This window comes from Saccharomonospora sp. NB11 (assembly GCF_015910535.1).
In the GTDB taxonomy this organism is placed as follows: Bacteria; Actinomycetota; Actinomycetes; order Mycobacteriales; family Pseudonocardiaceae; genus Saccharomonospora.
In genome coordinates this window covers 72,320-98,195 of record NZ_JACBJG010000013.1, presented here as the reverse complement: position 1 = coordinate 98,195, position 25,876 = coordinate 72,320, and the positions used below count along the sequence as shown (strand labels likewise).

Annotated in this window: 16 protein-coding genes; 8 read left to right on the top strand and 8 right to left on the bottom strand. The window is 70.4% G+C overall.

From position 1 onward, the window contains the following. Nucleotides 1-8: 8 nt before the first annotated feature. The 7 genes from asnB to JAV51_RS18015 form a co-directional block, all read right to left on the bottom strand. A complete protein-coding gene (gene asnB / locus JAV51_RS18045) occupies nt 9-1,850 on the bottom strand; it encodes an asparagine synthase (glutamine-hydrolyzing) (RefSeq protein ID WP_197321927.1) in 1,842 nt (613 codons plus the stop codon). A gap of 192 nt (nt 1,851-2,042) precedes the next feature. Beyond that, nucleotides 2,043-2,831 (bottom strand): thioesterase II family protein, encoded by a 789-nt coding sequence (locus tag JAV51_RS18040; protein WP_197321926.1) that lies wholly within the window; start codon nt 2,829-2,831, stop codon nt 2,043-2,045. A gap of 11 nt (nt 2,832-2,842) precedes the next feature. Next, nucleotides 2,843-4,558 carry an ABC transporter ATP-binding protein gene (locus tag JAV51_RS18035; RefSeq protein WP_197321925.1) on the bottom strand — a complete coding sequence of 572 codons (1,716 nt, stop codon included), beginning with the start codon at nt 4,556-4,558 and terminating at the stop codon, nt 2,843-2,845. Continuing rightward, the gene (locus tag JAV51_RS18030; RefSeq protein ID WP_197321924.1) at nt 4,555-6,393 is read right to left on the bottom strand and encodes an ABC transporter ATP-binding protein; all 1,839 of its coding nucleotides are present in this window, start codon (nt 6,391-6,393) and stop codon (nt 4,555-4,557) included. Before JAV51_RS18030 ends, JAV51_RS18035 begins: the two co-directional genes overlap by 4 nt. A gap of 126 nt (nt 6,394-6,519) precedes the next feature. After that, nucleotides 6,520-7,575: a Gfo/Idh/MocA family oxidoreductase gene (locus JAV51_RS18025; protein ID WP_197321923.1), complete on the bottom strand. Its 1,056-nt coding sequence runs from the start codon at nt 7,573-7,575 to the stop codon at nt 6,520-6,522. Further along, nucleotides 7,572-11,666 carry a non-ribosomal peptide synthetase gene (locus JAV51_RS18020; protein WP_197321922.1) on the bottom strand — a complete coding sequence of 1,365 codons (4,095 nt, stop codon included), beginning with the start codon at nt 11,664-11,666 and terminating at the stop codon, nt 7,572-7,574. The genes JAV51_RS18025 and JAV51_RS18020 overlap by 4 nt, the downstream gene beginning before the upstream one ends. Further along, a complete protein-coding gene (locus tag JAV51_RS18015; protein ID WP_197321921.1) occupies nt 11,663-16,246 on the bottom strand; it encodes a non-ribosomal peptide synthetase in 4,584 nt (1,527 codons plus the stop codon). The genes JAV51_RS18020 and JAV51_RS18015 overlap by 4 nt, the downstream gene beginning before the upstream one ends. A 277-nt stretch (nt 16,247-16,523) precedes the next feature. Between JAV51_RS18015 and JAV51_RS18010 the strand changes: the two genes are divergently transcribed. Further along, nucleotides 16,524-17,261, top strand: a complete 738-nt coding sequence (locus JAV51_RS18010; protein ID WP_197321920.1) for a S9 family peptidase — start codon at nt 16,524-16,526, stop codon at nt 17,259-17,261. Here JAV51_RS18010 and JAV51_RS18005 read toward each other — a convergent pair. After that, the gene (locus JAV51_RS18005) at nt 17,226-18,848 is read right to left on the bottom strand and encodes a (2,3-dihydroxybenzoyl)adenylate synthase (protein WP_197321919.1); all 1,623 of its coding nucleotides are present in this window, start codon (nt 18,846-18,848) and stop codon (nt 17,226-17,228) included. The genes JAV51_RS18010 and JAV51_RS18005 overlap by 36 nt on opposite strands. 171 nt (nt 18,849-19,019) lie before the next feature. On the opposite strand from JAV51_RS18005, the gene JAV51_RS18000 reads away from it, so the two are divergent. The 7 genes from JAV51_RS18000 to JAV51_RS17970 all read left to right on the top strand — a co-directional run bounded on the left by JAV51_RS18000 (nt 19,020) and on the right by JAV51_RS17970 (nt 25,859). After that, nucleotides 19,020-19,736 (top strand): thioesterase II family protein, encoded by a 717-nt coding sequence (locus tag JAV51_RS18000; protein ID WP_197321918.1) that lies wholly within the window; start codon nt 19,020-19,022, stop codon nt 19,734-19,736. After that, the gene (locus JAV51_RS17995) at nt 19,733-20,479 is read left to right on the top strand and encodes an SDR family NAD(P)-dependent oxidoreductase (RefSeq protein WP_197321917.1); all 747 of its coding nucleotides are present in this window, start codon (nt 19,733-19,735) and stop codon (nt 20,477-20,479) included. Before JAV51_RS18000 ends, JAV51_RS17995 begins: the two co-directional genes overlap by 4 nt. A 41-nt stretch (nt 20,480-20,520) precedes the next feature. Next, nucleotides 20,521-21,765, top strand: coding sequence for a pyridoxal phosphate-dependent aminotransferase (locus JAV51_RS17990; protein WP_197321916.1), 1,245 nt, complete (start codon nt 20,521-20,523; stop codon nt 21,763-21,765). A gap of 89 nt (nt 21,766-21,854) precedes the next feature. Further along, complete coding sequence (locus tag JAV51_RS17985; RefSeq protein ID WP_197321915.1) at nt 21,855-23,420, top strand: tryptophan halogenase family protein; 1,566 nt, start codon at nt 21,855-21,857, stop codon at nt 23,418-23,420. A gap of 25 nt (nt 23,421-23,445) precedes the next feature. Further along, nucleotides 23,446-23,979: a flavin reductase family protein gene (locus tag JAV51_RS17980; RefSeq protein ID WP_197321914.1), complete on the top strand. Its 534-nt coding sequence runs from the start codon at nt 23,446-23,448 to the stop codon at nt 23,977-23,979. Then, a complete protein-coding gene (locus tag JAV51_RS17975; protein WP_197321913.1) occupies nt 23,976-24,530 on the top strand; it encodes a helix-turn-helix domain-containing protein in 555 nt (184 codons plus the stop codon). Before JAV51_RS17980 ends, JAV51_RS17975 begins: the two co-directional genes overlap by 4 nt. Nucleotides 24,531-24,650: 120 nt before the next feature. Beyond that, nucleotides 24,651-25,859: a cytochrome P450 gene (locus JAV51_RS17970; RefSeq protein WP_197321912.1), complete on the top strand. Its 1,209-nt coding sequence runs from the start codon at nt 24,651-24,653 to the stop codon at nt 25,857-25,859. The last annotated feature ends 17 nt before the right edge of the window (nt 25,860-25,876 follow it).

Sequence of the window (25,876 nt, the reverse complement as noted above, 5' to 3'; positions counted from 1 at the left end):
GGGCGAGGTCAGCCCAGGTCGAGCTCGGGCGAGTGCAGCTCCAACCACGTGTGCAGGTCCAGCACCCGTTCGAGGTTCGCCCGGGCGCCCATGGACACCGTGGTCGGGTCCTGCTCCACGGCCTGCTGCGCCCAGCCGCGGTCGACCAGCGCGAACACCGGGGCGTCGGGCTCCGCGACGAGTTCCTTGATCTGCTGCTGCAACAACGCCGCGTACTGGGGGTTCTGCGGCGACGGGTACGGGCTCTTCACCCGCTCCACCACCGACCGCGGCAGCACGTGGGAGGCGGCGTGTCGCAACAGGCTCTTCTCCCGGCCGTCGAACGCCTTCAGCTCCCACGGCGTGTTGTAGACGTACTCCACGAGCCGGTGGTCGCAGAACGGAACCCGAACCTCCAGACCCACCGCCATCGACAACCGGTCCTTGCGGTCGAGCAGCGTGCGCATGAATCGCGTCAGGTGCAGGTGGCACAGCGTCCGCATCCGCCGTTCCGCCTCGGACTCGCCGTCCAGGTGTTCGACCTCCGCGAGCGCGGTCGAGTACTGGTCGGCGGTGTAGGTGGCGACGTCGAGTCGTCGGGCCAGCCCGCGTTCGATGTGGTCGGATCGAGCGGCGAGCCCCATCGGCGGAATGGCCGCCATCCACGGGAACGTTTCGACGTTCCGCATGGCCTCGTGGTGGAACCACGGGTAACCGCCGAACACCTCGTCGGCGGCCTCCCCGGACAGGGCGACCGTCGAGTGTTCCCGGATGCCCTTGAACAGCAGGTAAAGCGAGCTGTCGAGGTCGCCGAACCCGACCGGGATGTCGCGGGCGGCGACGGTGGCTCGCCGCACGGAGGGGTCGGAGATGGCCGCCGGATCGAGCAGCACGTCCCGGTGCTGCGACCGCACGTGCGCCACCACGTCCCGCACGAACGGCGCGTCGGGGGTCTCCCGCAGCTCGTCCGGGACGAAGTTGTCCTCCTCGCCGAAGTTCACCGCGAAGCTGCGTACCTGCTCGCCCCGCAGGCCGAGCCGCTCGGCGGCCAGCGCGGTGATGGAGCTGGAGTCGAGCCCTCCCGAGAGCAGGACACACTGCGGGACGTCCGAGATGAGCTGGTGCTCGACGATGTCGGTGAGCAGCTCCCGCACGCGAGCCACGGTCTCGTCCCGGCCGTCGGTGTGCTCGGTGGCGCTCAGCTTCCAGTAGGTCCGCTGCCGCAGGCCGTCGCGGTCGACGCTGACGAACGTGCCGGGCTGCATGTCGTGCATGCCCTTCCACAACGCCCAGCCGGGGGTCTTGGTCTGGGCGAACAGTTCCCGCAGCCCGTCGAGGTCGACCACGTTGCGCACCATCGGGTTCGCCAGGATCGCCTTCGGCTCGGACCCGAAGACCACGCCGTCGGGCGTCGGGTAGAAGTAGAGCGGCTTGATTCCCAATCGGTCGCGCACCAGGAGCAGTCGCTGTTCCCGCTCATCCCAGATCGCGAAGGCGTACATTCCGACGAGCCGGTCGACCAGCTTCTCGCCCCACTCCAGATAGGCGCGGAGAACGACCTCGGTGTCGCTGTCCGTCCGGAACGAGTGACCATTCGACACGAGCTGCTCACGCAGTTCGCGAAAATTGTAGACCTCACCGGAATACACGAGCGCGACCTCGCCCGCCGGAGTGTCCACACTCATCGGCTGCGCGCCACCGGGCAGGTCGATGACGGCGAGGCGACGGTGGCCCAGTCCCACGCGCTGTCGCAGATACGTGCCGCTGCTGTCCGGGCCACGGTCGGACATCGTCTCGGTCATCGCGTCGAGCACGTCGGCCCGGCGCGACAGATCGGATTCGAACGACACCCAGCCCGTGATCCCGCACATTGTCAAACCCCGTTTCGCAGTTCTGCGCGCTCGTCCCAGTGATTCGACGACGACGTCGCTCGCCGAAAATCACACGAGCGAACCGCCGAACACAGCCATGGTGCCAATGGCGACGCCGGAGTCACAATGTTCGTTCCACCCCAACCGACGTGAGAATCGCACGCCCGAATTGCCGCGAACGAATTCTCGCGGTCAGGGAGCCGACGGCCACGGCGCGGTCGTCGCCCCGCACGCGGCACGTGCGCAGGACACGAGCAGTTCCACCACCGCGTCACGGTGTCGGTCCAGATAGAAATGACCGCCCTCGAAGACCGTGAGCTCGCACGAGTCCTCGGTGACCGACCGCCATCCCTCGGCCTCCCGAGTGTCAACCTCGGGGTCCCGATCGCCGTACAGCACGGTGACCGGGACCTTCAGCAACGGACCGGGAGCCGGACGATAGGTCTCGCTCAGGCGGTAGTCGGCCCTGATGATCGGCAGGAACGCCGCGACCAGCGACGGGTTGTCGAGGATGTCGACGTGCGTGGCCTCGGTGCGGCGCAGTTCCTCCACCAGCTCGTCGTCGGTGGCCAGGTGCAGCCGACCCGGCCGGGTCAGCTCCGGTGCCGGATGCCCGGAGACCACCAACGCCGCAGGCGGCGTGCCCGCCTCCGAGAGGCGGCGCGCGACCTCGTACGCCGCGAGCGATCCCATGCTGTGTCCGAACAGGACCAGCGGACGGGGTAACCCGTCTCGGGGCACGTCGGCGGCGAGCGAGTCGGCGAGGGACTGCATGTCGCTCGGCACGGGCTCGGAGTACCTGTCCTCCCGGCCCGGATACTGCGCGACGAGCAGCTCGACGTCCCACGGCGCCGCCGTGGCCCAGGACCGGTGGTAGCTCGCGCTCCCCCCACCGTGCGGGAACACCAGGATGCGAGCCCGCGCGTACGGGCGGGGTGCGTACCGGCGGAACGCGCCGGAACTCTCGGACGGAGATACCACCGGTCTCTACCTCACTCGCTCGTCACCGACGCCATGGACAGATCGCAGAAGCGCGCGTACCGGCCGTTGCGCGCCACCAGCTCGTCGTGCGTGCCCTCTTCGACGATGTGTCCGTCGTCGAGGAAGACGACCCGGTCGGCGCGGCGGACAGTGCGCATGCGGTGCGCCACCATCACCACGGTCCGGCCCGCCATCAGCCGTTCGATGCCCTCGTGGACGGCCGTCTCGTTCACCGGGTCGAGCGCCGACGTCACCTCGTCCAGCAACACGACGGGTGCGTTCTTCAGCAGCGCTCGCGCGATGGAGACCCGCTGGCGTTCTCCGCCCGAGAGCAGCGCACCGCCCTCACCGACGTTCGCCTGCCAGCCACCGGGCAGCCGCTCGATCACCTCGTCCAGCCGCGCGGCAGTCGCCGCCTCCCTGACCTCCTCGTCGGTGGCGTCGGGCCGACCGAGGCGGATGTTCTCCTCGATGGTGCCGTCGAAGAGGTACACGTCCTGGAACACGATGGCGACCTTCGACATCAGGACCTCGGCGTCCATGTTCCGCACGTCGACCCCGCCCATGCGGACCGCGCCGCCGTCCACGTCGTAGAAGCGCGCCACCAGCTCCAGCAGCGTGCTCTTGCCCGCACCGGACGGACCGACCACCGCGAGCCGCTGTCCCTCGGGCACGTGCAACGACAGCTCGTCGATCACCGTGCGGTCGCCCCGGCGGAACGTGACCGCGTCGAACGTCAGGTCGTCGGTCTCCGGCCGGACGGGCTCGGCGGGCTCGGGCAACGGCTCGGTGCGCAGCACCACGTCGAGCCTGGCCAGCTCGCCCCGGGCGGCCCGCAGCTTGCCGCCGATGTCGGACAGCGACAGCAGCGGGTCGGCACAGCGCGCGGCGAGCACGAGCACCGTCAACAGCTCGGGCACCCCGATGGAGCCGCCGAGCGCCAGGTACGCGCCCAGCGCGAGCAGCACCGTGAACATCGCCTGCACGACGACCGTCAGCCCCACCGCGCCGGGCATGGCCGACAACGTCTGGCGTCGGGACGCCCGCTCGACCTGCCGCAACGAGTTGTCGAGCAGTTCGAACCGTTCGCCGGTCCGGTTGCCCGCGCGCAGCACCGGCTGAGCCTGGAGGTACTCGATCACGCGATCGGTCGCGTCCTTGTCGCGGCGGGCCCGCTCCACGTCGTCGGCGGCCATCGAGCGGCCGGTCCACACCTGGATGGCCGCGACCAGCGGGGCCGCGACAAGCGCCGCCAGGCCGAGCCGCCAGTCGAAGACGAGCATGACGACCACGATCGTCAACGGGGTCACGCACGCCGAGACGAACGGAGCGAGCAGGTGGGCGATCACGCTCATCGCCTGCAGCACACCCCGGCTGGCCAGGACGGACACCTCGCCGACCCGGCCGGAGTCGTACCACCCGAGCGGCAGGCGGGCCAGGTGGTCGCCGAGCCGGTGGTACATGCCCCGCAGCAGGGCGGCGCCCACGCGGAACCCCGACAGGTCGCTGACGTAACGCAGCACCGCGTACAGCACCACCGCGCCCGCGAACGCGATCAGCCAGGGCCAGGCGTCGGCGGGGGTGTCGCCGAACAACTCCCGCAGCACGGGCACGATCAGGGCGTACGACAGACCCTCGGCGATCGCGGTGATCGTCATCAACGCGACCGTGCGGCGCAACGGCCGGGCGTACTCCTCGCCGAGCACGCGCAGCAGCGTCCGGATCATCGAACTCCACCTCCTCGCACCACGTCCTCCTCGGACTCGTCGTCGGCGACCGCCGCGCGGTGGGTGCGCCAGAACTCGGCGAACCTCCCGCCCTTCTCCAGCAGTTCGGCCGGCGTGCCCTGCTCGACGATCTGCCCGCCGTCCAACATCACCACCGTGTCGGCGTCGGCCACCGTTTCGAGCCGGTGCGCGATGACCAGCACCGTCTGTTCCGGACCGAGGTTCGACAACGCACGACGCACCGCCGCCTCCGTCTGCGGGTCGGCGAAGGCCGTGGCCTCGTCGAGCACGAGCACCGGGGCCTCGGAAAGCAACGCGCGGGCGATCGCGATCCGCTGCGCCTCACCGCCGGACAGTCCGGCGTCCTCCCCGATCACCGACTCGTACCCGCGCGGCAGCTCCAGAATCCGGTCGTGGATGTTGGCCAGCTTGGCGACGCGCACGACGTCGTCGAGTTCCGCGTGCGGCACCGCGAGCGCGATGTTCTCGGCGACGGACGCCCGCAGCAGGCGGACGTCCTGGAAGACGAACGAGACCGTGCGGTACAGCTCCGCGCTCTCGACCTCGCGCAGGTCGACCCCACCGAGCCGCACCGACCCCTGGGTCGGGTCGAAGAACCGGGGCAGCAACTGCACCAGCGTGGACTTCCCGCTGCCCGACGGACCGACGATCGCGGTGACGGTGCCCGGCTCGAGCGTCAGGTCGATGCCCTTGAGCACCTCGTGGTCGTCCTCGTAGGAGAACCGGACGTCACGCAGTTCGACCCGGTGACCCTCCGGCCGCCGAGGCCGGGTCGGCTCCGGCAGCGGGTCGACCCCCAGCACCTCCTTGATGCGGCCGACGGCGCGTCCGGCGGCCTGCATCTCGTCGAACCCGTGTCCCAGCGCGGCCACCGGTGCCGTGAGCCCGAGGCCGAGCAGCAGGAACGGCAACAGGTCCGCGGGCGCGAGACTGCCCGAGGTGATCAACGCGGTCCCGCCCACGAGCACCGCGACGAGCACGAACGGCGGCGACAGCACGAGCTGCATGCCCGCGGCGATGCCGGACATGCCGCGCACCCACCGGGTGAAGGTACCGACGAACTCGTCGGCGGCCGTGAGGAACCTGCGGTGGGCCCGTCCCGTGCCGTTGAAGGTCTTCACGACCGAGATGCCCTGCACGAACTCGACGACGGAGTTCGAGATCCGGCCCATCGCCGCGTCGAACTCGTTCTGCTCGCGCGTGCGGGTCGGGGTCATCATCAGCGGGACCAGGGCGATGGCCAGCACGACGGGGATCAACGTGATCAGCGTGAGCCGCCAGTCGACCGTGAACAGGTAGACGAGCGACACCAGCGGGACCACGAAAGCGGAGACCAGCTCACCGGGCGTGTGCGCGATGAACGGGTGGACGGCACCGACGTCCTCACCCACCACCTTGGCGAGCTCGCCGGTGCGGCGTCGGGAGAACCAGCCGACCGGCACCCGCCCGAGCTGCGTGGCGAGCGCGCGGCGCAGCGTCAACTGGACCTTGCCGTCGACGACGTGTCCGAGCCCCGACGACGCGGCCGTGAACACCAGCCGGACGAGCAGCCCGACGGCACCCACGACGACGATCGTCCACACCCGGCTCTCGTCGACCGGGTCAGGTGACAGCAGTGTGCGGCCCAGTTCCACGACGGCCAACAGCGGTGCCAGCCCCGCGACGGCGCCGATGACCTGCAGCACGACCACACCCGCGAAGCTCGCGGCGTGAGGTCGCAGAAGTGTTCCCATGCTGTGTTCCGCGGCGGAGTCGGCAGCGGGCTCCGCGGCCGACGGCCGCTGCCCCACTCCGGCGGAATCGCTCGCGTTCATCGCCCTCCAGTCCCCTTTTTGATACGCGTACGAATATCACCGTACTCGCGCCGAACGCCGCGAGCCAGCACGAAACCGCACCCCGGTCCACCCGCGGTGACGGGCCGTGCCGACGGGCGGCGAGACCTACAGATCCGCCACCGTCAACGGCTCGCCTGGGTCCGGAGTGGACGTTTCGGGATAGCCGAGTCCCTCGGTCAGCTCCTTCCATGCCCGCGCGACGGTCAACATCCGTTGTCCGCCCCGCAACGGATCGGTCTTCGCGGTGATCCGGTCGCGCAGATCGTCCAATGCGGACACGACGCCGTCGCCCCACACGTCGCGCACCACCGTGGACCAGGTGGGAGTGTCGGGACCTCCCACGTACGCCCCGGTGGGACCACCGACGTCCGGGGCGTCCGCTCCGGTGAACCACAGCCCGAGCGGGTCCGACGTCGTCCGCAGCACGGGGCTCCAGATCACCGGACCGTGGGTGTTGGCCAGCATGAGGTTGCCCGCGTCCGTGCCGACGGTGATGCGGTGCAGCAGCAAGCTGCTGCTGTCGTCCCCCTCCTTCATCCGGTTCTCCACGCGCAGCGTGAGCGGCACACCCGCGACCGTTCCGTGCACGGCGGTCAGGGGCCGGCCCCGGGAGTCGCCGACGGGTGTCACCGACCAGGGCCGGAGTCCGTCGAAGATGTCGGCCAGGATGTCGAGCAGGTCGAACGAGACCTGCACGGCGCACAACGCGTCGACGAAGACGGGACGACGTTGCCGGATCAGCGCTCGCGCCGCCGAGGTGAACCGGCGGACGGGTTCGACGTACGGGTAGAACGTGTTCACCACGTACTGGGTTCCCGTCCTCCGGGCCACGCGCAGGCAGTCGGCGAGTTCGTCCGGATGGACCGGGTGCTCCTGCAGCACGTGGACGCCGCGTTCGAGCAAGGCGCGGGCGAGGTCCGCACCACGCCCGCCACCGACCGCGCTCGACACGACGACGCAGGCCGCGTCCACGTCGTCCGGAAGCTGCTCGACCGCGTCATAGAGCGGGACGCCGTACTGCTCGGCGAGCGCGCGTGAGCGGGCACTGCCCCTGGCCAGGATGCCGACGAGTCGGTAGCGCTCCGGCGCCCGCGCGAGTGCGGCGAGGTAGATCTGCCCGAACCGCGTACCGCACACGACGACGCGCAGCGGGGCGCTCATGCCCGGTCCCCGGCGGCCAGCGCGGCGGCGAGCTGCTCGACGTGCGGAAGCCGCAGACAGCCGACGTGGTCACCGGGGACGTCGACCACGGTCACCTCCCCGAGACACGCGTCGCGCCAGAACGCGACCGGGTCCTCACCCGGCGGTCGGGCCTCCACCGGGCAGAGGTAGGTCAGGTCGCCCGCGTACAGCTCCGGCTCGTACCGCGCCACCGCGTCGACGATGCGGGCGAACCACTCGCGCGCCCGCGCGACGTGCTCGCCCAGCCGCTCGGCGTCGAGCCGGTCGAACAGCTCGTCGGCGGCCTCGTCCGACAGCGGAGCGGCGACGTGGTGCCCCGACACGAGGGACAGCCGTACCGTCGTCCCCGCCTCGCTCAGCACCCTGGCCAGCTCGAACGCCACCGGCGCGCCCAGCGAGTACCCGACGACCTCGATCTCGTCGTACCCGGCGGCCCGCAGCGTGCGGGCGTGCTCGGCGGCCAGGGTCTCGACCAGCTCGGACGCGGGTGCGTCGACCGACTCCACAACGCCGTCGCCGAGCACGGCGAGACCGAACAACGGCCGGTCGGTGGCCAGCCGGGGCACCAGATCGCGGTACGGCACCAGCGTTCCGGTGGCGTCGTGCACGAGCACCCGTGCCGACGTCGAGTCGGACTCCGACGGCACCCACAGCGGCACCAACGGCGAGTGGGACTCGGCGGGCTCCGTCGCCGACGACGTGGGAGCGCCCGCCGCTTCCAGCCGTTGCGCCAGCCCGGCGACGCTCGGCGCGTCGAGCAGCGCACGCAAGAGGACGTCGAACGACACCGCGGCGGCTTCGCCGACGTGTTCGCGCACCCGACCGACCAACTGCGCGGCGAGCAGGGAGTTTCCGCCCGCGTCGAAGAAGTTCTCGTCGCGGCTCGTCGGTTGCCGCCCCAGCACGTCGGCCCACAGCTCGGCGATCCGCGTCTCGGCTCCCGGACGCGGTGGGTCGGTGTGCGTGGGACGCGGTGCGGGGGCTGCCGTCACCGTGGAGAGCAAACGTTTGCGGTCGACCTTGCCGTTGGCCGTCAGCGGGAACGCCTCGACCGGCCGCACCCAGGCCGGGACCATGTGCGCGGGCAGGCGGTCGGCCACCCACCGCAGCAACTCGTCCGTGTCGACGTCCGCCGAACGCTGCTTCGGGAGGACGAACGCGACGAGGGCCCGCTCGAACGCCTCCTCACCCGCGGCCAGCACCACGCAGGTCCCCACCGCCGGATGGTCGCTGAGCACCGACTCGATCTCACCGAGCTCGATCCGGTGGCCCCGGATCTTGACCTGTTGGTCGGCCCGGCCCAGGAACTCGATCTCGCCGTTCGGCAGGTACCGACCGAGGTCACCGGTGCGGTAGAGCCGTTCCCCGGTCTCCGGGTGGAAGGGGAAGCGTTCGGCCGTGCGCTCCGGGTCGTTGAGGTAACCGGTCGCCAGTCCGATCCCGGCGATGTACAGCTCGCCCGTCACCAGGTCGGGACACTCGCGCAGCGCGGCGTCGAGCACGTGGAACCGTTGGTTGTCCAGCGGCCTGCCGTACGGGATGCTGCGCCAGTGCGGCTCGACCCCGTCGATGCGGTGGTGGATCGACCAGATCGCCGCCTCCGTCGCACCGCCCAGGCTCACGAGCTCGGTACCGGGCAGGTGCCGACCCGCGTGTTCCGGCAACACCAGCGGAATCCAGTCCCCGGACAACAACGCCACCCGCAGGCTCGGCAGCTCCGTGGGCTCGACGTCCAGGTAGTGCAGGAGCATGTGCAGTTGCGCGGGGACCGAGTTCCACACCGTCACGCCGTGCTCGGCGACCAGCGCCGCCCAGTGGGACGGGTCGCCACGGCGGTCCGGATCGGGCAGCACGAGCGCCGCCCCGACGGCGGGAGGTCCGAACAGGTCGTAGACCGACAGGTCGAAACTCAGCGCCGCGAGCCCCAGGACGCGGTCGGAGTCACCGACCCCGAAGCGCCGGTTGATGTCGTGCACCGTGTTCGTCGCGGCGCGGTGGCTGGTCATGACGCCCTTCGGCACACCCGTCGATCCCGAGGTGTGGATGACGTAGGCCAGCTCGCCCGGGTCCACGGCGGGCCCGTCGGGCACGTCCGCGACCGGTACCTCCCGCGCCTCGGCGACGCACACGGAGCGGAATTCCGACGGCGCGGTGACTCCCTCGGCCACGATCGCGACCCGCACGCCGCTGTCGGTGAGGATGCGGTCGCGGCGGACGGCCGGCTGTCCGGGGTCGACGGGGACGTAGACGCCTCCGGCGAGCAGCACCCCCAGCACCGCCACCACCTGGTCGAGCCCCTTGTCGAGGACGATCCCGACGAAGTCGCCGGGTCGACAGCCTGCGGAGCGCAGCACCTCGGCCAGCCCGGCCGCGCGGCCCAGCCACTGACCGAAGGTCAGCGAACCCGACGAGGCGATCACGGCCGTCCGATCGGGATTCGCCCGCGCGTAGGCCACCAGCGGGTCGTGCAACAGCCCCTCCGGGACCGGCGCCGACGTCGCGTTCACCTCGGCACGAACCGCGCGCTGTCGCTCCGGCAACGGCTGCGGCACCCTGGCCTTCCAGGGGTCGTCGTGCTCGGCGAGTCGGTGCAGCAGGCCCACGAACGCGGCGAACATGTCGTCCACCACGCCGTCCGGGAAGACACCCTCCCGCACGTCCCAGTTGATGTCGAGCCCGCCGAACTGGTCACCGACCTGACAGTCGAGCCAGACCTGCGGCGTCTGGCTGATCCCGTGGACCGGCCTGGGGTTGCGGCCCGCCACCGAGGTCGTCGCGCCGCCGACCCCGATGCTGCCGGTGAACACCACCGGGGCGGTCGCCGCCTCCCGGCCGCGCCGCCGGGCCAGCTCGCGCAGGACCTCGACCCCGCTGTAGAGCCGGTGGTCCAGGTCCTCGAAGACGCGCTCACCGAGGGCACGAGCCCGCTCCGCGAAGCTGGACTTGCCGTCGTGGTCGACGGCAAGGACGTTGAGCGAGGTGAAGTCGCCGAGCAGCCGGTCGACGTGCGGGTGCAGCGGCATCCGGTCGAGGACGGGCAACGCGAGACTGAACCGCTCGGTGGCACTCCACCGACCGATGGTCTCCGCGTAGGCGGCCAGCACCGCGTTGGCCGGGGTGCTGCCGTGCTCCGCCGCGCGCGCCTTGAGCGACCGCCACGTCTGCGGGTCGACCGTCGTCGTCAACCGGCGGAAGCGCGCGGGCACCGTCGCCGGGTCGTGGTCCTCGCGCAATGGCAACGCGGGCGCACCCGGCAGTTCGTCGACGCGGGCGAGCCAGTAGGCGCGGTCCCGCTCGTACCTCTCGGTCTCCCGCAACCTGCGGTGAGCGAGCACGTAGTCCCGGAACGTGGCCTCGACGGGCGGAAGTTCACAGTCCGGCGAGCGGTACCGCTGGTCCAGTTCGGACAGCACCTGTTGCAGCGAGAGCCAGTCCAGAGCCATGAAGTCGACCGACACGTGCAGGACGCTGCGCTCGCGCTCCAGGTGCAGCCGCAGCTCGTACATCGGCCGCACCTCGGTGGGGTGCACCTTGTGCGACAGCTCCGCTCGCACCTTCGCCGACGCCGCCGCCACCGCGTCTGCGTCCGCGTCGCGCAGGTCGACGACCTCGATGCGGGTGTCCGGCAGCTCCGGCAGCACCCGCTGGGTGCCGTCGTCGGTGAGCACCGTGCGCAGGGCGTCGTGCCGCCGCACGAGCCCGTCCCACGCCCGCTGGAACCGGTCCGGATCGAGGTCGGCCGGGTACTCGTACTCCTGGTAGATGTGGCAGGACACCCCGCCGTAGTCGAACGCCGGGTTGCGCCCGAACAGGTAGGCCGACTGGATGTCGGTCAACGGGAAGGGCTGGTCGCTCTCCTCCGGCCGCGCCCGCCACACCGAACCCACGCCGTCGCCCGTGCGGCGCCCGGCGGGCAACGTGGCCAGCAGCTCCGGTTTGGCCTGCCGTAGTCGTCGCAGCCGGTCCTCGGTCATGGCGCCCCGGGGCGCCCGGAAGCGGAGCTGGTCCCCCTCCCGCCACAATTCGATCCCGGCATCCTCGAACTCGTCGAGCAGCTCGCCCGCGTTCACACCGCACCCTCTTCGAAGCCGTCGTCGATCCCGTCAGCCGGCCGGTCGCCCTCGGCGACGAGGTGGTCGATCAACGCGCCCACCGCGGCGACCGTCGGCGCGCGCATGACCTCCCGCATGGGCAGCTCCACGTTCCACGTGGCGCGCACGTCGGCGACGAACCGCGTGGCCAGCAGGCTGTCCCCGCCGAGCCGGAAGAAGTTCTCCTCCCTGCCGAGGGAGGCAAGTCCGAGCAACGCCGCCCACCGTTCGGCGACGGCCACCTCGGTGGCACCACGCGGGGGATCGCCCACGTCGCGGGGCCGCTCGGCGGACTGGTCGAGCACCGTGCGGATCTGCCGCCGGTCGACCTTGCCGTTCGCACTCAGCGGCAGCGTCGGCAGCACGACGAGCCGGTCCGGAACCATGTGCTCGGGCAGCAGGTCCGCGGCCCACAGCCGCACCTGTTCCGGGTCGATGGCGGTCGCCGTGTCCGGCCGGTCGGCACTGATCAGCACCTCGCCGGTCTCCTCGGAGTGCCGCACCGTCACGTTCCGCAGCCCGGCCCGCCCACAGGCCTGCCGCCAGCGCTCCCGACCGGAGAGCCACGGCCCGGGCCGGTGTCCGTCGGAGAAGCGACCCGCCCGCGCCTCCAACGGCAGCGCGGTCACCAGCGCGAGCGGCGCCGGGTACGTGCGTTCGACGAGATAGAGCCGACCACCCGGGGCGAGCAGCAGCGCTGTCGTCGCCACCGCCGAGTCCGGGTCCGCCATGCGGTGCAGCACGTTGTTGGCGATCACGGCGTCGAACGCGTGCAGATGGTCGCTCGCGATCACCGCCTCGCCCTGCAACGCCGTCCGGGCCTTCGCTCCGGCCTCGCGGACGGCGGCCTCGGCGGCGGTCACCGTCGCCGCAGAACTGCCGAGCACCGTGTAGTCGATCGCATCCGCAGCCCCACCGAGCGCGGTGAGCAGGCGCACCGCGCCCCGGCCGCCCGCGTCCCAGTCGGCGACCGTCAGCGGTGTGACACCGTCCTTCTGTTCGCGCAGATCCTGCGCGAGCACGTCCAGGCAGCGTGCCGTGCCGGGCATCGCATCGGCCAACGCGTCAGGCGCCAACACCGGGTCGTCGAGCAGCGCCGTCGCGTCGGCCTCCCCAGCGACGACGGCCTTGAACAGCGGGGTGGCCCACTGCAACGCCGTCGCCACCGACTCCAGCGGGGTGCCCGCGGTGGAGTCGACGACGGCGCGCCTCCAGTCCGGTGACGTCACCTCGGCCCAACGGGACCCGGGCCGATACGCCACGCCTGCGCGCTCGACCACGTCACGCCGCACGAGGTAGTCGAGCCAGACGTCCAGCACGGGTGCCTGCTCGGCACACGCGGCCGGAGTGCCCTCACCCGACGCGAACGCGGGTGCGACGACGTCGGCGAGTGTGGCCTCCACCAGGTGATGCTGGAGGCGGTCGGGGTCGTCCTGCGCGCCGACCTCGGTCGCGGGCGGCAGGAAGGCGTGGTCGGTGGTGGGCTCCACGCTCTCGGCGGCAGCGTCCTCCTCTGGAACCGGTGCCCGTTCGACCACGGCGGCGACGAGCTCGCGCCGCCCCTCGGTGAACGGGACCGCCACGGCCTGCGAGATCGCCGGGTGCGCCTGCAGGCACGCCTCGATCTCACCCAGCTCCACCCGGAAGCCGTTGATCTTCACCTGCTGGTCGAGCCGTCCCAGGAACTCCAGGTTGCCGTCGGGCCAGTACCGACCGAGGTCGCCGGTGCGATACCAGCGCTCGCCGTCCACCACCGGGAACCGGGCCGCGGTCAGCTCGGGGTCGCCGCGGTAGCCGAGCGCGACACCCGCCCCACCGATCCACAGCTCGCCCGGGACCCAGTCGGGGCAGTCCCGGCCCTGGTCGTCGACGACGCGGAACTTCTGGTTGCGCAGCGGGGTGCCGTACGGGATCGACCGCCAGCCGCCGGGAACCTCGGTGACTTCGAAGGCATTCGACCAGATGGCGGCCTCGGTCGCACCGCCGAGGGCGATCAACCGGCAGCGGCCCTTCGAGGCCCGGGCCAACCTGCCCGGCAGGTCAAGGCCGATCCAGTCGCCGGAGAGCAGCGCCAACCGCATGGTCGGGGGCAACTCGGTCTCCCCGGCCGCGGTCAGCACCATGTCGAGCAGCGCCGGGACGGTGTTCCACACCGTCACGCCGTGCCGCCGGCAGAGAGTGAGCCATTCGACCGCGTCGCGGCGTCCGGACTCGGAGACCAGCACCGCCGCACCACCCACGGCGAGGAACCCGAAGACGTCCCACACCGACAGGTCGAAGTCGAGCGCGGACACCGCCAGCACTCGGTCGTCCGGGCCGATGCCGAAGCGTTCGTTGACGTCCTCCACCGTGTTCACCGCGGCGCGATGGCTGACCTCCACGCCCTTGGGCAGGCCAGTGGAGCCCGACGTGAAGATCACGTACGCGGGGTCGTCCGGAGTGGACGGTACCGGCGCGGGAAGCGGCCGAGCCGCCGACGCCTCGTCGATCGGCAACACGTCGAACCCGTCGAGCGACAACCCGCCGGTGCCGTCGAGCACAATCTTCGCGCCGCTGAGGTCGAGGATGCGGGCCCGTCGTTCGGCGGGTTGGTCCACACCGATCGGCACGTACGCCGCACCGGCGGCGAGAACCCCGAGCACGGCAGTGATCTGATCGGCTCCCTTGGGTGCCGTCACGGCGACGTAGTCGCCTCGCCCGACACCTCGCTCCGCGAGCGCGCCCGCGACGCACAGCGCACGCCGGGCCAGCTCGTCATGGGTCGTCACGCCGGCCTCGCCCCACAGCAACGCGGGCCGTCCCGCTCGGGCGGCTGCCTGCTCGAAGAAGACCGTGTGCAGGAGGTTCTCGGTCAGAGGGCGAGTGGTCGAGTTGACCGCCGTGCGCCGCTGCCGTTGCTCGGCGGGCAGAGGCAGCTCACCGACCGCGGCGTCCCAGTCGTCGGTCAGCAACCGCCGGACCAGGGTTTGGTAGCTGGCCATCATCGCATCGAGCACACCGGCCGGGAACAGTTCGTCGACCGCGTCCCAGACGAGCAGCACGCCGCCCTCGCGGGTGCGGTAGACCTGGTGATCGAGCCAGATCTGCGGAGTCTGCGACAACATCCACGTCGGCTCGCCGAACCGCGCGACGAAGTCGTCCGGCACCAACGGCGCGGACAGGTCACAGGCGAAGACCACCGGAGCGGTCCGGGGCGCGTCGAGGTCGGTGCGGATGAAGTCGCGCAGCACCTCGACCCCGGAGTAGGCGGCGTGGCCGATGTCGGAGTGCATCCGCCGCTGAATGGCCTTGGCGCACTCGGTGAAGCTCTCCTGTTCGAGTTCGACCTCCAGCAGCACCAGGCCCGTGAAGTCGGCGACGATCCGGTCGAGCTGCGGGTGCGCGTCGAGGTCACGGTCGAACAGCGGCAGGTTGAGCAGGAAGTGGTCGCTTCCGCTCCACCGGCTCAGCACCAGGGAGAACGCCGTGGCCAGCACCACCGACGGCGTGATCCCGGCCTCGGCAGCCCGGCGTTCGATGCGGCCCCACTCCTCGGCCGACAGCTCGTGCGAGCGGCGGACGAACCGGGGCGAGGTGACCGTCTCCGGGTCGAGCGCGAGCGGCAGTTTCGGTCCACTCGGCAGGTTCGGCAGGCGTTCCTGCCAGTACGCCTTCGCCCGCTCCCGGTCGCGCGCACGAACCGCGTCCTGTTCGGCGAGGTACCGGTCGAACGTGTAGGTGAGGTCTGGCAGATCACCCGTGTCGCCGTAGAACACGGCGAGGTCCGCCAACAGCACGCGGATGCTGGCGAGGTCGGCCGCGAGCAGGTCGACGTTGAAGTGCAGCCGGTCCACCCCGTACGGCAGGCGGGAGATCTGGACGTCGATGACCTCGCCCCGCTCCACCTCCAGCCGCCGGTGGGAGAGCCGCTCGCGCAGCGCCAGCGCCGCCTCCGTCGCGTCCTCCGCCGAGAGTTCACGGTGGTCGTGCACGGTCACACCCGGCCAGGGCGACACGGGAAGCACCTGCTGGGTCGCGTCGTCGGTGAACGACACCCGCAACATCGGATGCCGCTCCACCAACAGCCGCACCGCCTTCTCCAGCCGATCCGGATCGACGTCGGGCGCGTCGAACTCCAGGTAGGCGTGGCAACTCACACCGCCGAGCGGCTGGTCGTCGGCCCGACCGATGAAGTAGGCCTGCTGCACGGCGGTGAGCGGGAACGGCCGGTCGATGGCGACCTCCCCGACCGGCTCGGGTCGCGGAGCCTCCTCCGCGGGCTCGACCGGCGTCACCGGCTCGCCGGTTCCGGGCGTCAGCAACGCGAACCACGCCGACAGCCTCGGGTCCTCCGAGAGCTGTGCGAACTTGATCTCGGCTCCGGCCCGGTTCAGCCGGCCCGCCAGCCGCATCAGCGACAGTGACTGCAATCCGAGTTCGAAGAGGTTGGCGTCGTCGTCGGCCTCCGACAGCTCGACGCCCAACAACTCACCGACGGCCCGGCGCAACTCGTCGGGACTCAGCAACGATTCCGCGGCGGCGCGGGCTCCGGTGTCGCGCTGTTTGTTCTCCGGTAACACGTCTCGGCTCCCTCGCGCGCGATCGACTCCACGGCGGCACACATCACGCCGACGACAACCGACGTGAATAACAATTCGTTCGGCCGACTCGGGATACTGTATTGACTGAAAAACGCACTTGTCACGTTTTCGACAAGACCGTACCAACACTTCGACAAGGGCGGCAATCCACGCAACACCCGGCGTTCTCGTGAATTACTCAATGCCCGATGTGACGGTTTCACATGCGCCCGAGCACACGATTGGCACGCATTCTCGATTGCGATATTCCTGTTCGATGACCAACGGTTTCGAACGCCGGGAAACGGAAACACTCGACCGACTGCAACGGCAGGCAGGCAACGCGGGCGAGACGCTTTCCTACGGTCCGCATCCCGATCAGATCGTCGAATTGATCGGCGACTCGGGTCCCGTGGTCGCGTTCGTCCACGGCGGCTACTTCCGCCCCACGATCGACCGCAGTCACGCTCGCTCCACCGCGCGTGCCCTCGCCCGGCTCGGCGTGCGGGTGGCGCTGCTGGAGTACCGACGGGTTCCCGGACGCCCGTGGCTGTCGGTCGCGGACCTCGACCTCGCCGAGGCTCGGCTGCGTCCCGCGCTGTGGGTGGGCCACTCGGCAGGCGGCATGCTGGCACTGACCCGCGCCTACGGACGTCCCACCGCCGTGCTTGCGCTGGCCCCGGTCGCCGACCTCGACCGCGCGGTGGAGCTGAACCTCGGGAACGGCGCGGTGGCCGCCTGGATGGGCGGGACACCACGCCGACTACCGCACCGCTACGCCGCCCTGAACCCGCGGCGACGGCTCACCCCCGGCAGCCCCGGCGTCCTGTTGATGCACGGCAGGCACGACGCGACGGTCCCGGTGGCGCTGAGCGAGGACAGCCCGGCGGAGTCGTCGGTGCTGCCCCACGCTCACCATTTCGACCTCGTCGACCCGGAGTCCGGGCACTGGCCGGTCGTGCTGGACGCCGTGCGCTCGTCACTCGGCGCCGCGGCCACGGCTCTCGCGGAGTGACTTCTTGTCGATCTTCCCGACGGGTGTGCGGGGGAAGTCCGACAACACGACCAGCTCGTCCGGCAGCTTGTAGGCCGCCAGCCCGCGCTGTCGGATGTGGTCACGCAGCTCCCGCAGGGACAGCTCCCCCGCCTCACCGTCGGCGTGTCCCTTGAGGATCACGAAGACACAGAGTCGTTCGTCCAGCTCCTCGTCCGGAATGCCGACCACGGCGGCGTCCCGCACGCGGGGATGGGTCAGGACGTGTCCTTCCACTTCCTCCGCCGAGACCTTCTCCCCCATGTGGTGGATGATGTCCTTCAGGCGGCCCTCGATGACGACGTTGCCGTCCTCGGTCATCCTCGCCAAGTCACCGGAGCGGTAGAAACCGTCGGTGGTGAACGAGCGACGGTTGTGCTCCGGCGCGGCGAAGTAGCCGCGGATCGTGTACGGGCCGCGCGTGAGGAGTTCACCGACCTCGCCGACGGCGACCTCGTTGTCCTCGGAGTCGACGATCTTGATCTCGTCGTCGGGGCAGATCGGCCTGCCCTCCGTGCCGAACACCACCTCCGGCGGGTCGTCCCGGCGGGTGTGGGTGATGAGTCCCTCGCCGATGCCGTACACGTTCATGAGGCGGCACCCCAGGTTCGTGCTGACCCGCTCGGCCGCCGTCGGGCCGAACTTCGAGCTGCCCACCTGGATCGTCACGCCACTCATGTCGACCGGCATGAGCTGCGCCGCCTCCGCCCACAACAGCGCCAAGGCGGGCACCAGGGTCGTCAGGGTGACGCCTTCGCGCTCGATCAGCGGGAACACGTCGTCGGGACTGGGGTTGGCGGCCAGCACGGCCTTGCCGCCCAGCAGCACCGCGCCCAACGCGCCGGGACAGCCGAGGGCGGCGTTGTGGGGGACGGGGTTCGCGGCCAGGTAGACGCCGTTTTCATCGAAGCCCGCCACCTCGGCGCACGCGCGGATGTTGTACGCGTAGTCGTCATGGGTCCGGGGGATCAGCTTCGGCACCCCGGTGGTCCCGCCCGAGAGCAACAGCAACGCCACCGTCGACGGGTCGACCGGCGGAAGCTCCCGCTTGTCGCTACGGGCCAGTTCGGACAGTGCCGTGAACTCCTCGGCCTCCCCTGCCACGACGACGTGCTTCAGCGCGGGGATATCCTCGCGGACCTCGCGGGCGAGCGTCCGGTAGTCGAAGCCCTGGAAGCGGTCCGGCCCCACGTAGGCCACCGCGTCCGATGCCCGCACGAGGTGGCTGATCTCGTCCCGGCGGTGTCCCGGCAACGCCAGCACCGGGATCGCGCCGATGCTGAACATCGCGCAGAGGGTCGACAGGAACTCCACGACGTTGGGCAGGTGCAGGATCACGCGGTCGCCGCTGCCGATACCCAGGTCGAGCAGACCGGCTGCGATCCGGTCGGTCTCGTCGACCAATTCGGAGTAGGAGACCCGGCGGGTCCCGTCCACCACGGCGACCTTGTCCGGCCTGCGCTCGGCACTCTCGGAAAGCAACTGTCGAAGCGACAGTCCTTTCCAGTAACCGGCCCGGCGGTAGCGCTCGGCGAAGTCGGGCGGCCAGGGCACGAAACCGTCCAGCATGGTCTCCTCCTCGGTTGCGACGCCCCCAGGTTCGGGCACGAACCCGATTCGACACAGCACAGTCGACAGAGCTTTGACAGATTGACCGAAGGTGGCGGAGGTTCTGGTGACGCTGTGGGCGTGAAGCCAGGACGATCACGTGAGCGAGGTTGGCTACGGACGCTACGCGGCGTGCGGGACGACCACCCTGCCCTGCGGCTGGTCTGCTTCCCCCACTCCGGCGCCTCGGTGACCACCTACCGTTCCTGGGCACCGCTGGTGCCGGAAGGCGTCGAGCTGCTCGCTGTGCAGTACCCGCAGCACGCGGACCGCTTCGCCGAACCTCCCGCCGGCAGCGTGGCCGAGATGGGAGCGGCCGTCGCGGCGGAGCTGGCCACGCTCGACAGAACTCCCGTCGCCCTGTTCGGGCACAGCCTCGGCGCGTTGGTGTCCTACGAGACCGCGCGGGCGCTCACGGACGCGGGCTTCTCCCCGCGGCTGCTGTTCGTGTCGGGGTGTCCGGCGCCGGAACTCGCGGGCGGCGGCACCACGCACACGCTCCCCGACGACGAACTGTGGACGCGCCTGCTCGCGCTCGGGGGCACCGACTCCGCCCTCGCCGCCGACGACGAGATCCGTGACCTGGTGCTCCCGGTGCTGCGGTCGGACATCACCCTGCACGAGACCTACCGGCCCGCTCCGCCGGTGCGGCCGCTGAGCTGCCCGATCCGCTGCCACTACAACACCGACGACCCGCTCGTACCCGACGGCTCGTTCGCCACCTGGGCGGATGCCACCAGCGGCCCGTTCAGCGTCCGGGCGTGGCCCGGTGGGCACTTCCACCACCTCACCGACCCCACCGCCCTCGTCGCCGACGTGTGCGACAACCTCGTCGAGGTGGTCCGATGACACTCGCCGGGAAGTCCGTGATCGTCACCGGGGCCGGAACCGGTATCGGTCTCGGCATCACCGAAACCTTGCTGGCCGACGGAGCGAACGTCACCGTCGTGGGACGTCGGGAGGAACCGCTCCGCACGCTCGCCGACAAGTACGGCGACGCGGTGAACGTCGTCACCCAGGACGTCAGCGCGCCCGGCGCGGGAGAACGCATCGTCGCCGCGGCCACCCGCGCGTTCGGAGGCGTCGACTCGGTGGTCAACAACGCCGGGCTCGCCCGGTTCGGCCGCCTCGACACGATCGACCCCGACCTGTTCGACGCGATGTTCGCCGTCAACGTCAAGGCACCCGCCGAACTGATCCGGTGCGCGCTGCCTCAGCTCAAGGCCCACCACGGCAGCGTCGTCAACATCTCGTCGGTGGGCGGCGCACTCTCCATGCCCGGCCGCTCGTTCTACGGGGCCACCAAGGCGGCCCTCAACAGTCTTACCCGGTCGCTGGCGCGGGAGCTCGCTCCGGACGTCCGGGTCAACGCCCTGATGCCAGGCCCGGTCGACACTCCGATGTGGAACGAAACCGGACTGGACGCCGCAGGCACCGACCGGCTGCGCGACGAGCTGACCGCGTCCACTCCGATGGGACGGTTCGGGCGCGGCGAGGAGATCGGCACCTGGGTGCGGTTGCTGCTCGACCCCGACGTCTCGGGCTGGGTCACCGGCGCGGTCGTCCCCGTCGACGGAGGCCGCACGACCTGATCGAACCGACAACCCGACCCGACGTCGAAGGTGGTACCAGCGTGACTCCAGCAATCCACTCCGCCGCCGAATCCATCCCGTCCTCGTGCCTGCACGGCATCTTCCGGGCCGCCGAGGAACAGGAGAAGCAAGCCGGGGTCGACGTGATGAAACTGCACGTCGGCGACCCGTACTTCAACCCGGGCGAGGACGTCGCCGCCGCGTTCGTCGACGCGGTGCAGCGTGGTGAGACCAAGTACACCGGGGTGGAGGGCATGACCGCGTTGCGCGAGGCCGCGGTCGAGAAACTCCGGGTGGACAACGGCATCGACAGCGACGTGTCGCGACTGCTGATCTCGCCGGGCTCCTGTCAGGGGCTCGCCGCTCTGTTGCAGACGCTCGCCGAACCCGGCGCCGAGATCCTGCTGCCGGAACTGCACTGGCCGGTGCACGTCCAGCAGAGCCTGCTGGCCGGTTTCCGCCCGGTGCTGTACCGGCTCGACGAGAACTTCCACCCCGACGCCGACTCGATCGCCGCCGTGGCCACCCCGCGCACGAAGGTCCTGCTCATCAACTCGCCCGCCAACCCGACCGGGGCCATCCTCGACCGGGCCGAGATCGAGTCGCTGTTGCAGCTCGCGCGGGAACGCGGTTGGCACGTGATCAGCGACGAGGCGTACGAGCACTTCACCTACGACCGCGAGCACCTCTCCGTCGCCTCGCTGGAGCGGGACGTGCCCGTGGCCGAGCGCATCGTGCACAGCGTGTTCACGTTCTCGAAGAGCTTCGCGATGACCGGCTACCGCCTCGGGTACGTCGCGCTGGCCAACGACAAGGCCGCCGACGTCATGAAGGTGGTCCAGGAGGCCAACATCATCGGCACCTCCACGCCGGCCCAGTACGCGGGCATCGCCGCCCTGGCCAGCCGCGCGCAGAGCACGGCGGCCAACCGCAAGCTCGTGCAGCACAACCGGGACGTGGCCCTGCCCCCGCTGATCGACGCCGGGCTGCTGCGGGAGCTGCCCGCCGGTGGCTGGTACGCGATGCTCGACGTGGGTCGCACGGGGCTGGACTCGGAGACCTTCGCCACGAAGCTGCTCGAAGCCAAGGGCGTCGCGGTGGTGCCGGGCAACGGCTTCGCCATGCGCCCCCACGTCGACGACCACGGCCGCGTCACCTCCCACGACTACGCGCCGTGGGCCCAGCACCTTGTCCGCATCGCGTTCTGCGTCGATCCCACCTGGCTGGAGAACGGGATCGGCCGACTCCTGGAGTTCGTCGAGGAGTGCGACGAGCGCTCCGCCTGAGCGGCCTGAGCGCACGATTTCCCGAAGTCGTCCGTTGTCCACGACCTGAAACAGCACGGTCGCGTCAGTCCGAGAGAAGCGAGGTAACCATGGCGAGAAGCGTCGTCATCGTCGGAGGCGGCACCGCGGGTTGGATGACCGCGTCGTATCTCAAGGCCGCGTTCGGCGACCGGCTCCCCGTCACGCTCGTGGAGTCGAAGAACGTCCCCACCATCGGCGTCGGCGAAGCCTCCTTCAGCACGATCCGGCACTTCTTCGCCTACCTCGGCCTGGACGAGGACGACTGGATGCCGGATTGTCACGCCACCTACAAGCTGGGCATCCGTTACGACAACTGGCGGGCCGAGGGGCACCACTTCTACCACCCCTTCGAGCGTCCGCGCGTGGTCGAAGGGGTCTCACTGGCCGACTGGTGGCTGCACAAGCGGCCGAGCGCGGACTTCGACCGCGACTGCACGGTGATCGCCGCGCTCTGCGAGGCCAAGCGGGCACCTCGCGACTTCGACGGCAACCTGATGACCCGCGACCACGGTGACAGCGACCCGGCCCGGCTCGGCCGCTCGACGATGGCCCAGCAGACCACCCAGTTCCCGTACGCCTACCAGTTCGACGCGACGCTGCTGGCCCGGCTGCTCACCCGCTACGGCACCGAACGCGGCGTGCGGCACGTCCTGGACGACGTGGTGGACGTGGCGCTGAACGAGCGTGGCGACATCACGCACGTCCGAACCCGCGAGAACGGTGACCTCAAGGGCGACCTGTTCATCGACTGCACCGGCTTCCGGGGCATGCTCATCAACAAGGCACTGGGCGAGCCGTTCGTGTCGTACCAGGACACGCTGCCCAACGACAGTGCCGTCGCCCTGCGGGTCCCGCTGGAGATGCCCGAGCAGGGCATGGGCCCCTACACCAGGGCGAGCGCGCAGGACGCGGGGTGGATCTGGACCATTCCGCTGTGGGGTCGGATCGGGACAGGTTACGTCTACGCCAGCGACTACTGCACCCCCGACGAAGCCGAGCGCACGCTGCGGTCCTACGTGGGCCCGGCCGCCGACGGCCTAGAGGCCAACCACATCCGCATGCGCATCGGGCGCACGCGGCGGTCGTGGGTGAACAACTGCGTCGCGATCGGCCTGTCCAGCGGGTTCGTCGAGCCGCTCGAATCGACAGGCATCTTCTTCATCCAGAACGGCATCGAGCAACTCGTAAAGCACTTCCCGGGCGGCCAGGACGACGACCAGCTCCGCAAGTCCTACAACCGCCAGGTCGCGAACGTGCTGGACGGCGTGCGCGAGTTCCTCGTGCTGCACTACGTCGCGGCGGCCCGCAACAACAACGACTACTGGCGTGACGCCAAGACGCTGCGCGTGCCGGATGAGCTGGCCGCGCGCATCGAGCAGTGGAAGTACAAGCTTCCCGACGAGGAAACCGTCTTCCCCTACTACCACGGCTTCGAGCCGTACTCCTACATCGCGATGATCCTCGGTCTCGGTGGTCTGGACCTCCACCCGCTTCCGGGCCTGAAGCTCATGGACGACACGGCGGCGATGAAGGAGATGCAGGCGATCAAGGACGAGGCCAAGATGCTGGTCGACCAGCTCCCGAGCCACTGGGACTACCTGGGTCACGTCCACCGCAAGAAAACGCGGTCGTGACAGCCGAGGCCAGGAGGCGGTGAACATGACCGATCATCTGACCAGCGCCGTCGGCCGTCCGCCGGTCGACGCAGGCCAATTCCGGTCGCTCATGGCGACGTTGCCCGCCGGGGTCGCCGTCGTCACGACCACCGCACCGGACGGGCGGCCGTGGGGCATGACGTGCTCGTCGATCTGCAGCGTCTCGCTGCGGCCACCGATCCTGCTGGCGTGTCTGCGCGAGCAGTCACCCACCCTGGCGGCGCTGCTGGAGAGCTCCGTCTTCGCCGTCAACCTGCTGCACGACAGGGCGGAGGCGACGGCCACGCTGTTCGCCTCCGGCGCGGCGGACCGGTTCGACCGCGTCCCCTGGTCGCGCGAACCGGTTTCCGGTGTGCCCCACCTCGTCGAGGCCGCCCACGCGATCGCCGACTGCTCAGTCGAGCAGACCCTGCGAGTCGGCGATCACCTGGTGGTCTTCGGCACGGTGCACCGGGTGCGCACGCAACCGGAGCGGTCGGCGAACCCACTGCTGTACGGCATGCGCCGCTACTGGTCGTTGGCCGAAGTCCCGTCATGACGACGACCGAGGACAGCCCGGTCGACAAGGCCAGGCACTCCGACGCGGACGGACCCGGCGAGCGGTCCGTCCGGTCGGACGGTCCCCGACCACGGATCCCCGACTGTCCCCTCGCCCGCACCGCGCAGACGATCGGGCCGTGGTGGACGTTGGAGATCCTGCACGAAATTCTCGACGGCAACACCGACGTCGACACCGTCTCCCGCAACCTCGACATGCCGCCCGACCTGCTGCGACAGCGGTTGGACACGCTCGTGGCGAAAGGCCTGCTGGAACCGGCCTCCGGCGCGGCTCGGTACCGGGCGACCCGGCGCGGTCGGGCGCTGCGTCCGCTCATCCTCGTCATGGCCGCGTGGGGCAACCACGAGCTGGCACCCGAGGAGCGCGGCCTGGTGATCGTCGACGCACGCACCGGTGTCGAGGTGGAGCCCGTCGTGGTGGACCGACGGAGCGGAGAGCCGATCGACACCCCTCACCACGTGTTCGCCCGTGGCCCCAAGGCCAGTGAGCAGCTTCGCGCCCGCTACCCGGAGATTCCGAAGCGGACGTAAGCCCGCCGATCACGGGCGCGGACGGCGGTCGCCCGGAGCCCCCGGCGAGAGCGACGAAAGCGGGAAAGGAAGCAGCAAGAGATGGGCCGTCGCAGGTCGGACGACTGTCACAGTGGGCCGATGAGTCAGCCCGCTCTCGGTGTCCGTTCCCTCGATCTCACCGACCCGGCGACGTTCGTCGACAACGACCCGCACGAGTTCTGGCGAGAGGTGCGCGCGGCCAGCCCGGTCTACTGGCACGACTCCGGCGAACACCGCCCCGGCTTCTGGGTCGTGTCCCGCCACGCCGACGTCCAGGCGCTCTACCACCTCGACGCCCTCAGCTCCGAGCGCGGCAACGTGCTCGACGTCGTCCTACGCGGTGACGACTCCGCGGGCGGAACCATGCTCGCCGTCACCGATCCGCCTCGACACGGCCGGATGCGGGAGTTGCTGCGCACGGCCTTCACCCCGCGCGTCCTCGCCGACGTGGTCGAGAAGGTGCGCGCTCGCACCACGGCGTTGATCACCGCCGTCGTCGACGCGGGCACCTTCGACTTCGCCACGCAGGTCGCCGACCAGATCCCGATGAACACGATCTGCGATCTGCTGTCGATCCCGGCCGAGGACCGTCCGGACCTGCTCCGGTGGAACAAGATGGCGTTGTCGTCGGATCACGCCGACGCGAGCGAACTCGACGCGCTCGAAGCCCGCAACGAGATCCTGCTCTACTTCATGGACGTCGCGCAGGAGCGCCGGTCGATGCCGGGCGACGACGTCATCAGCATGCTGGCGACGGCGGAGCTGGACGGCAAGCCCCTCACGCTCGACGAGATCGCGGTCAACTGCTACAGCCTCATCCTCGGCGGCGACGAGACCTCCCGCCTGTCGGCGATCTGCGCGGTGCTCGCGCTCGTCGAGCACCCCGGCCAGTGGACGGCACTGAAGTCGGGCGAGGTCTCCCTCAACTCGGCCGTGGAGGAGGTGCTGCGCTGGGCGACACCGGGAATGCACCTGGCCCGCACCGCCCTGCGCGACGTCGAACTGCACGACGTCACGATGCGCCGCGGCGACATCGTCACGCTGTGGAACATCTCGGCGAACAACGACGAGACCGTCTTCGCCGAGCCGCGCCGCTTCGATCTGTCCCGCTCCCCCAACAAGCACCTCTCCTTCGGCAACGGACCGCACTACTGCCTCGGTGCCTTCCTCGGGCGGGCGGAGCTGCGGGCCCTGTTGTCGGCCCTGGTGGCCGGTGTGGGCCGGATGGAGCTTGCCGGCAAGCCCCACCCGATCTACTCGAACTTCCTCACCGGCTACGACAGCCTGCCCGTGCAGTTCGGCCACTGACGGCGGGTGTTCGCGCA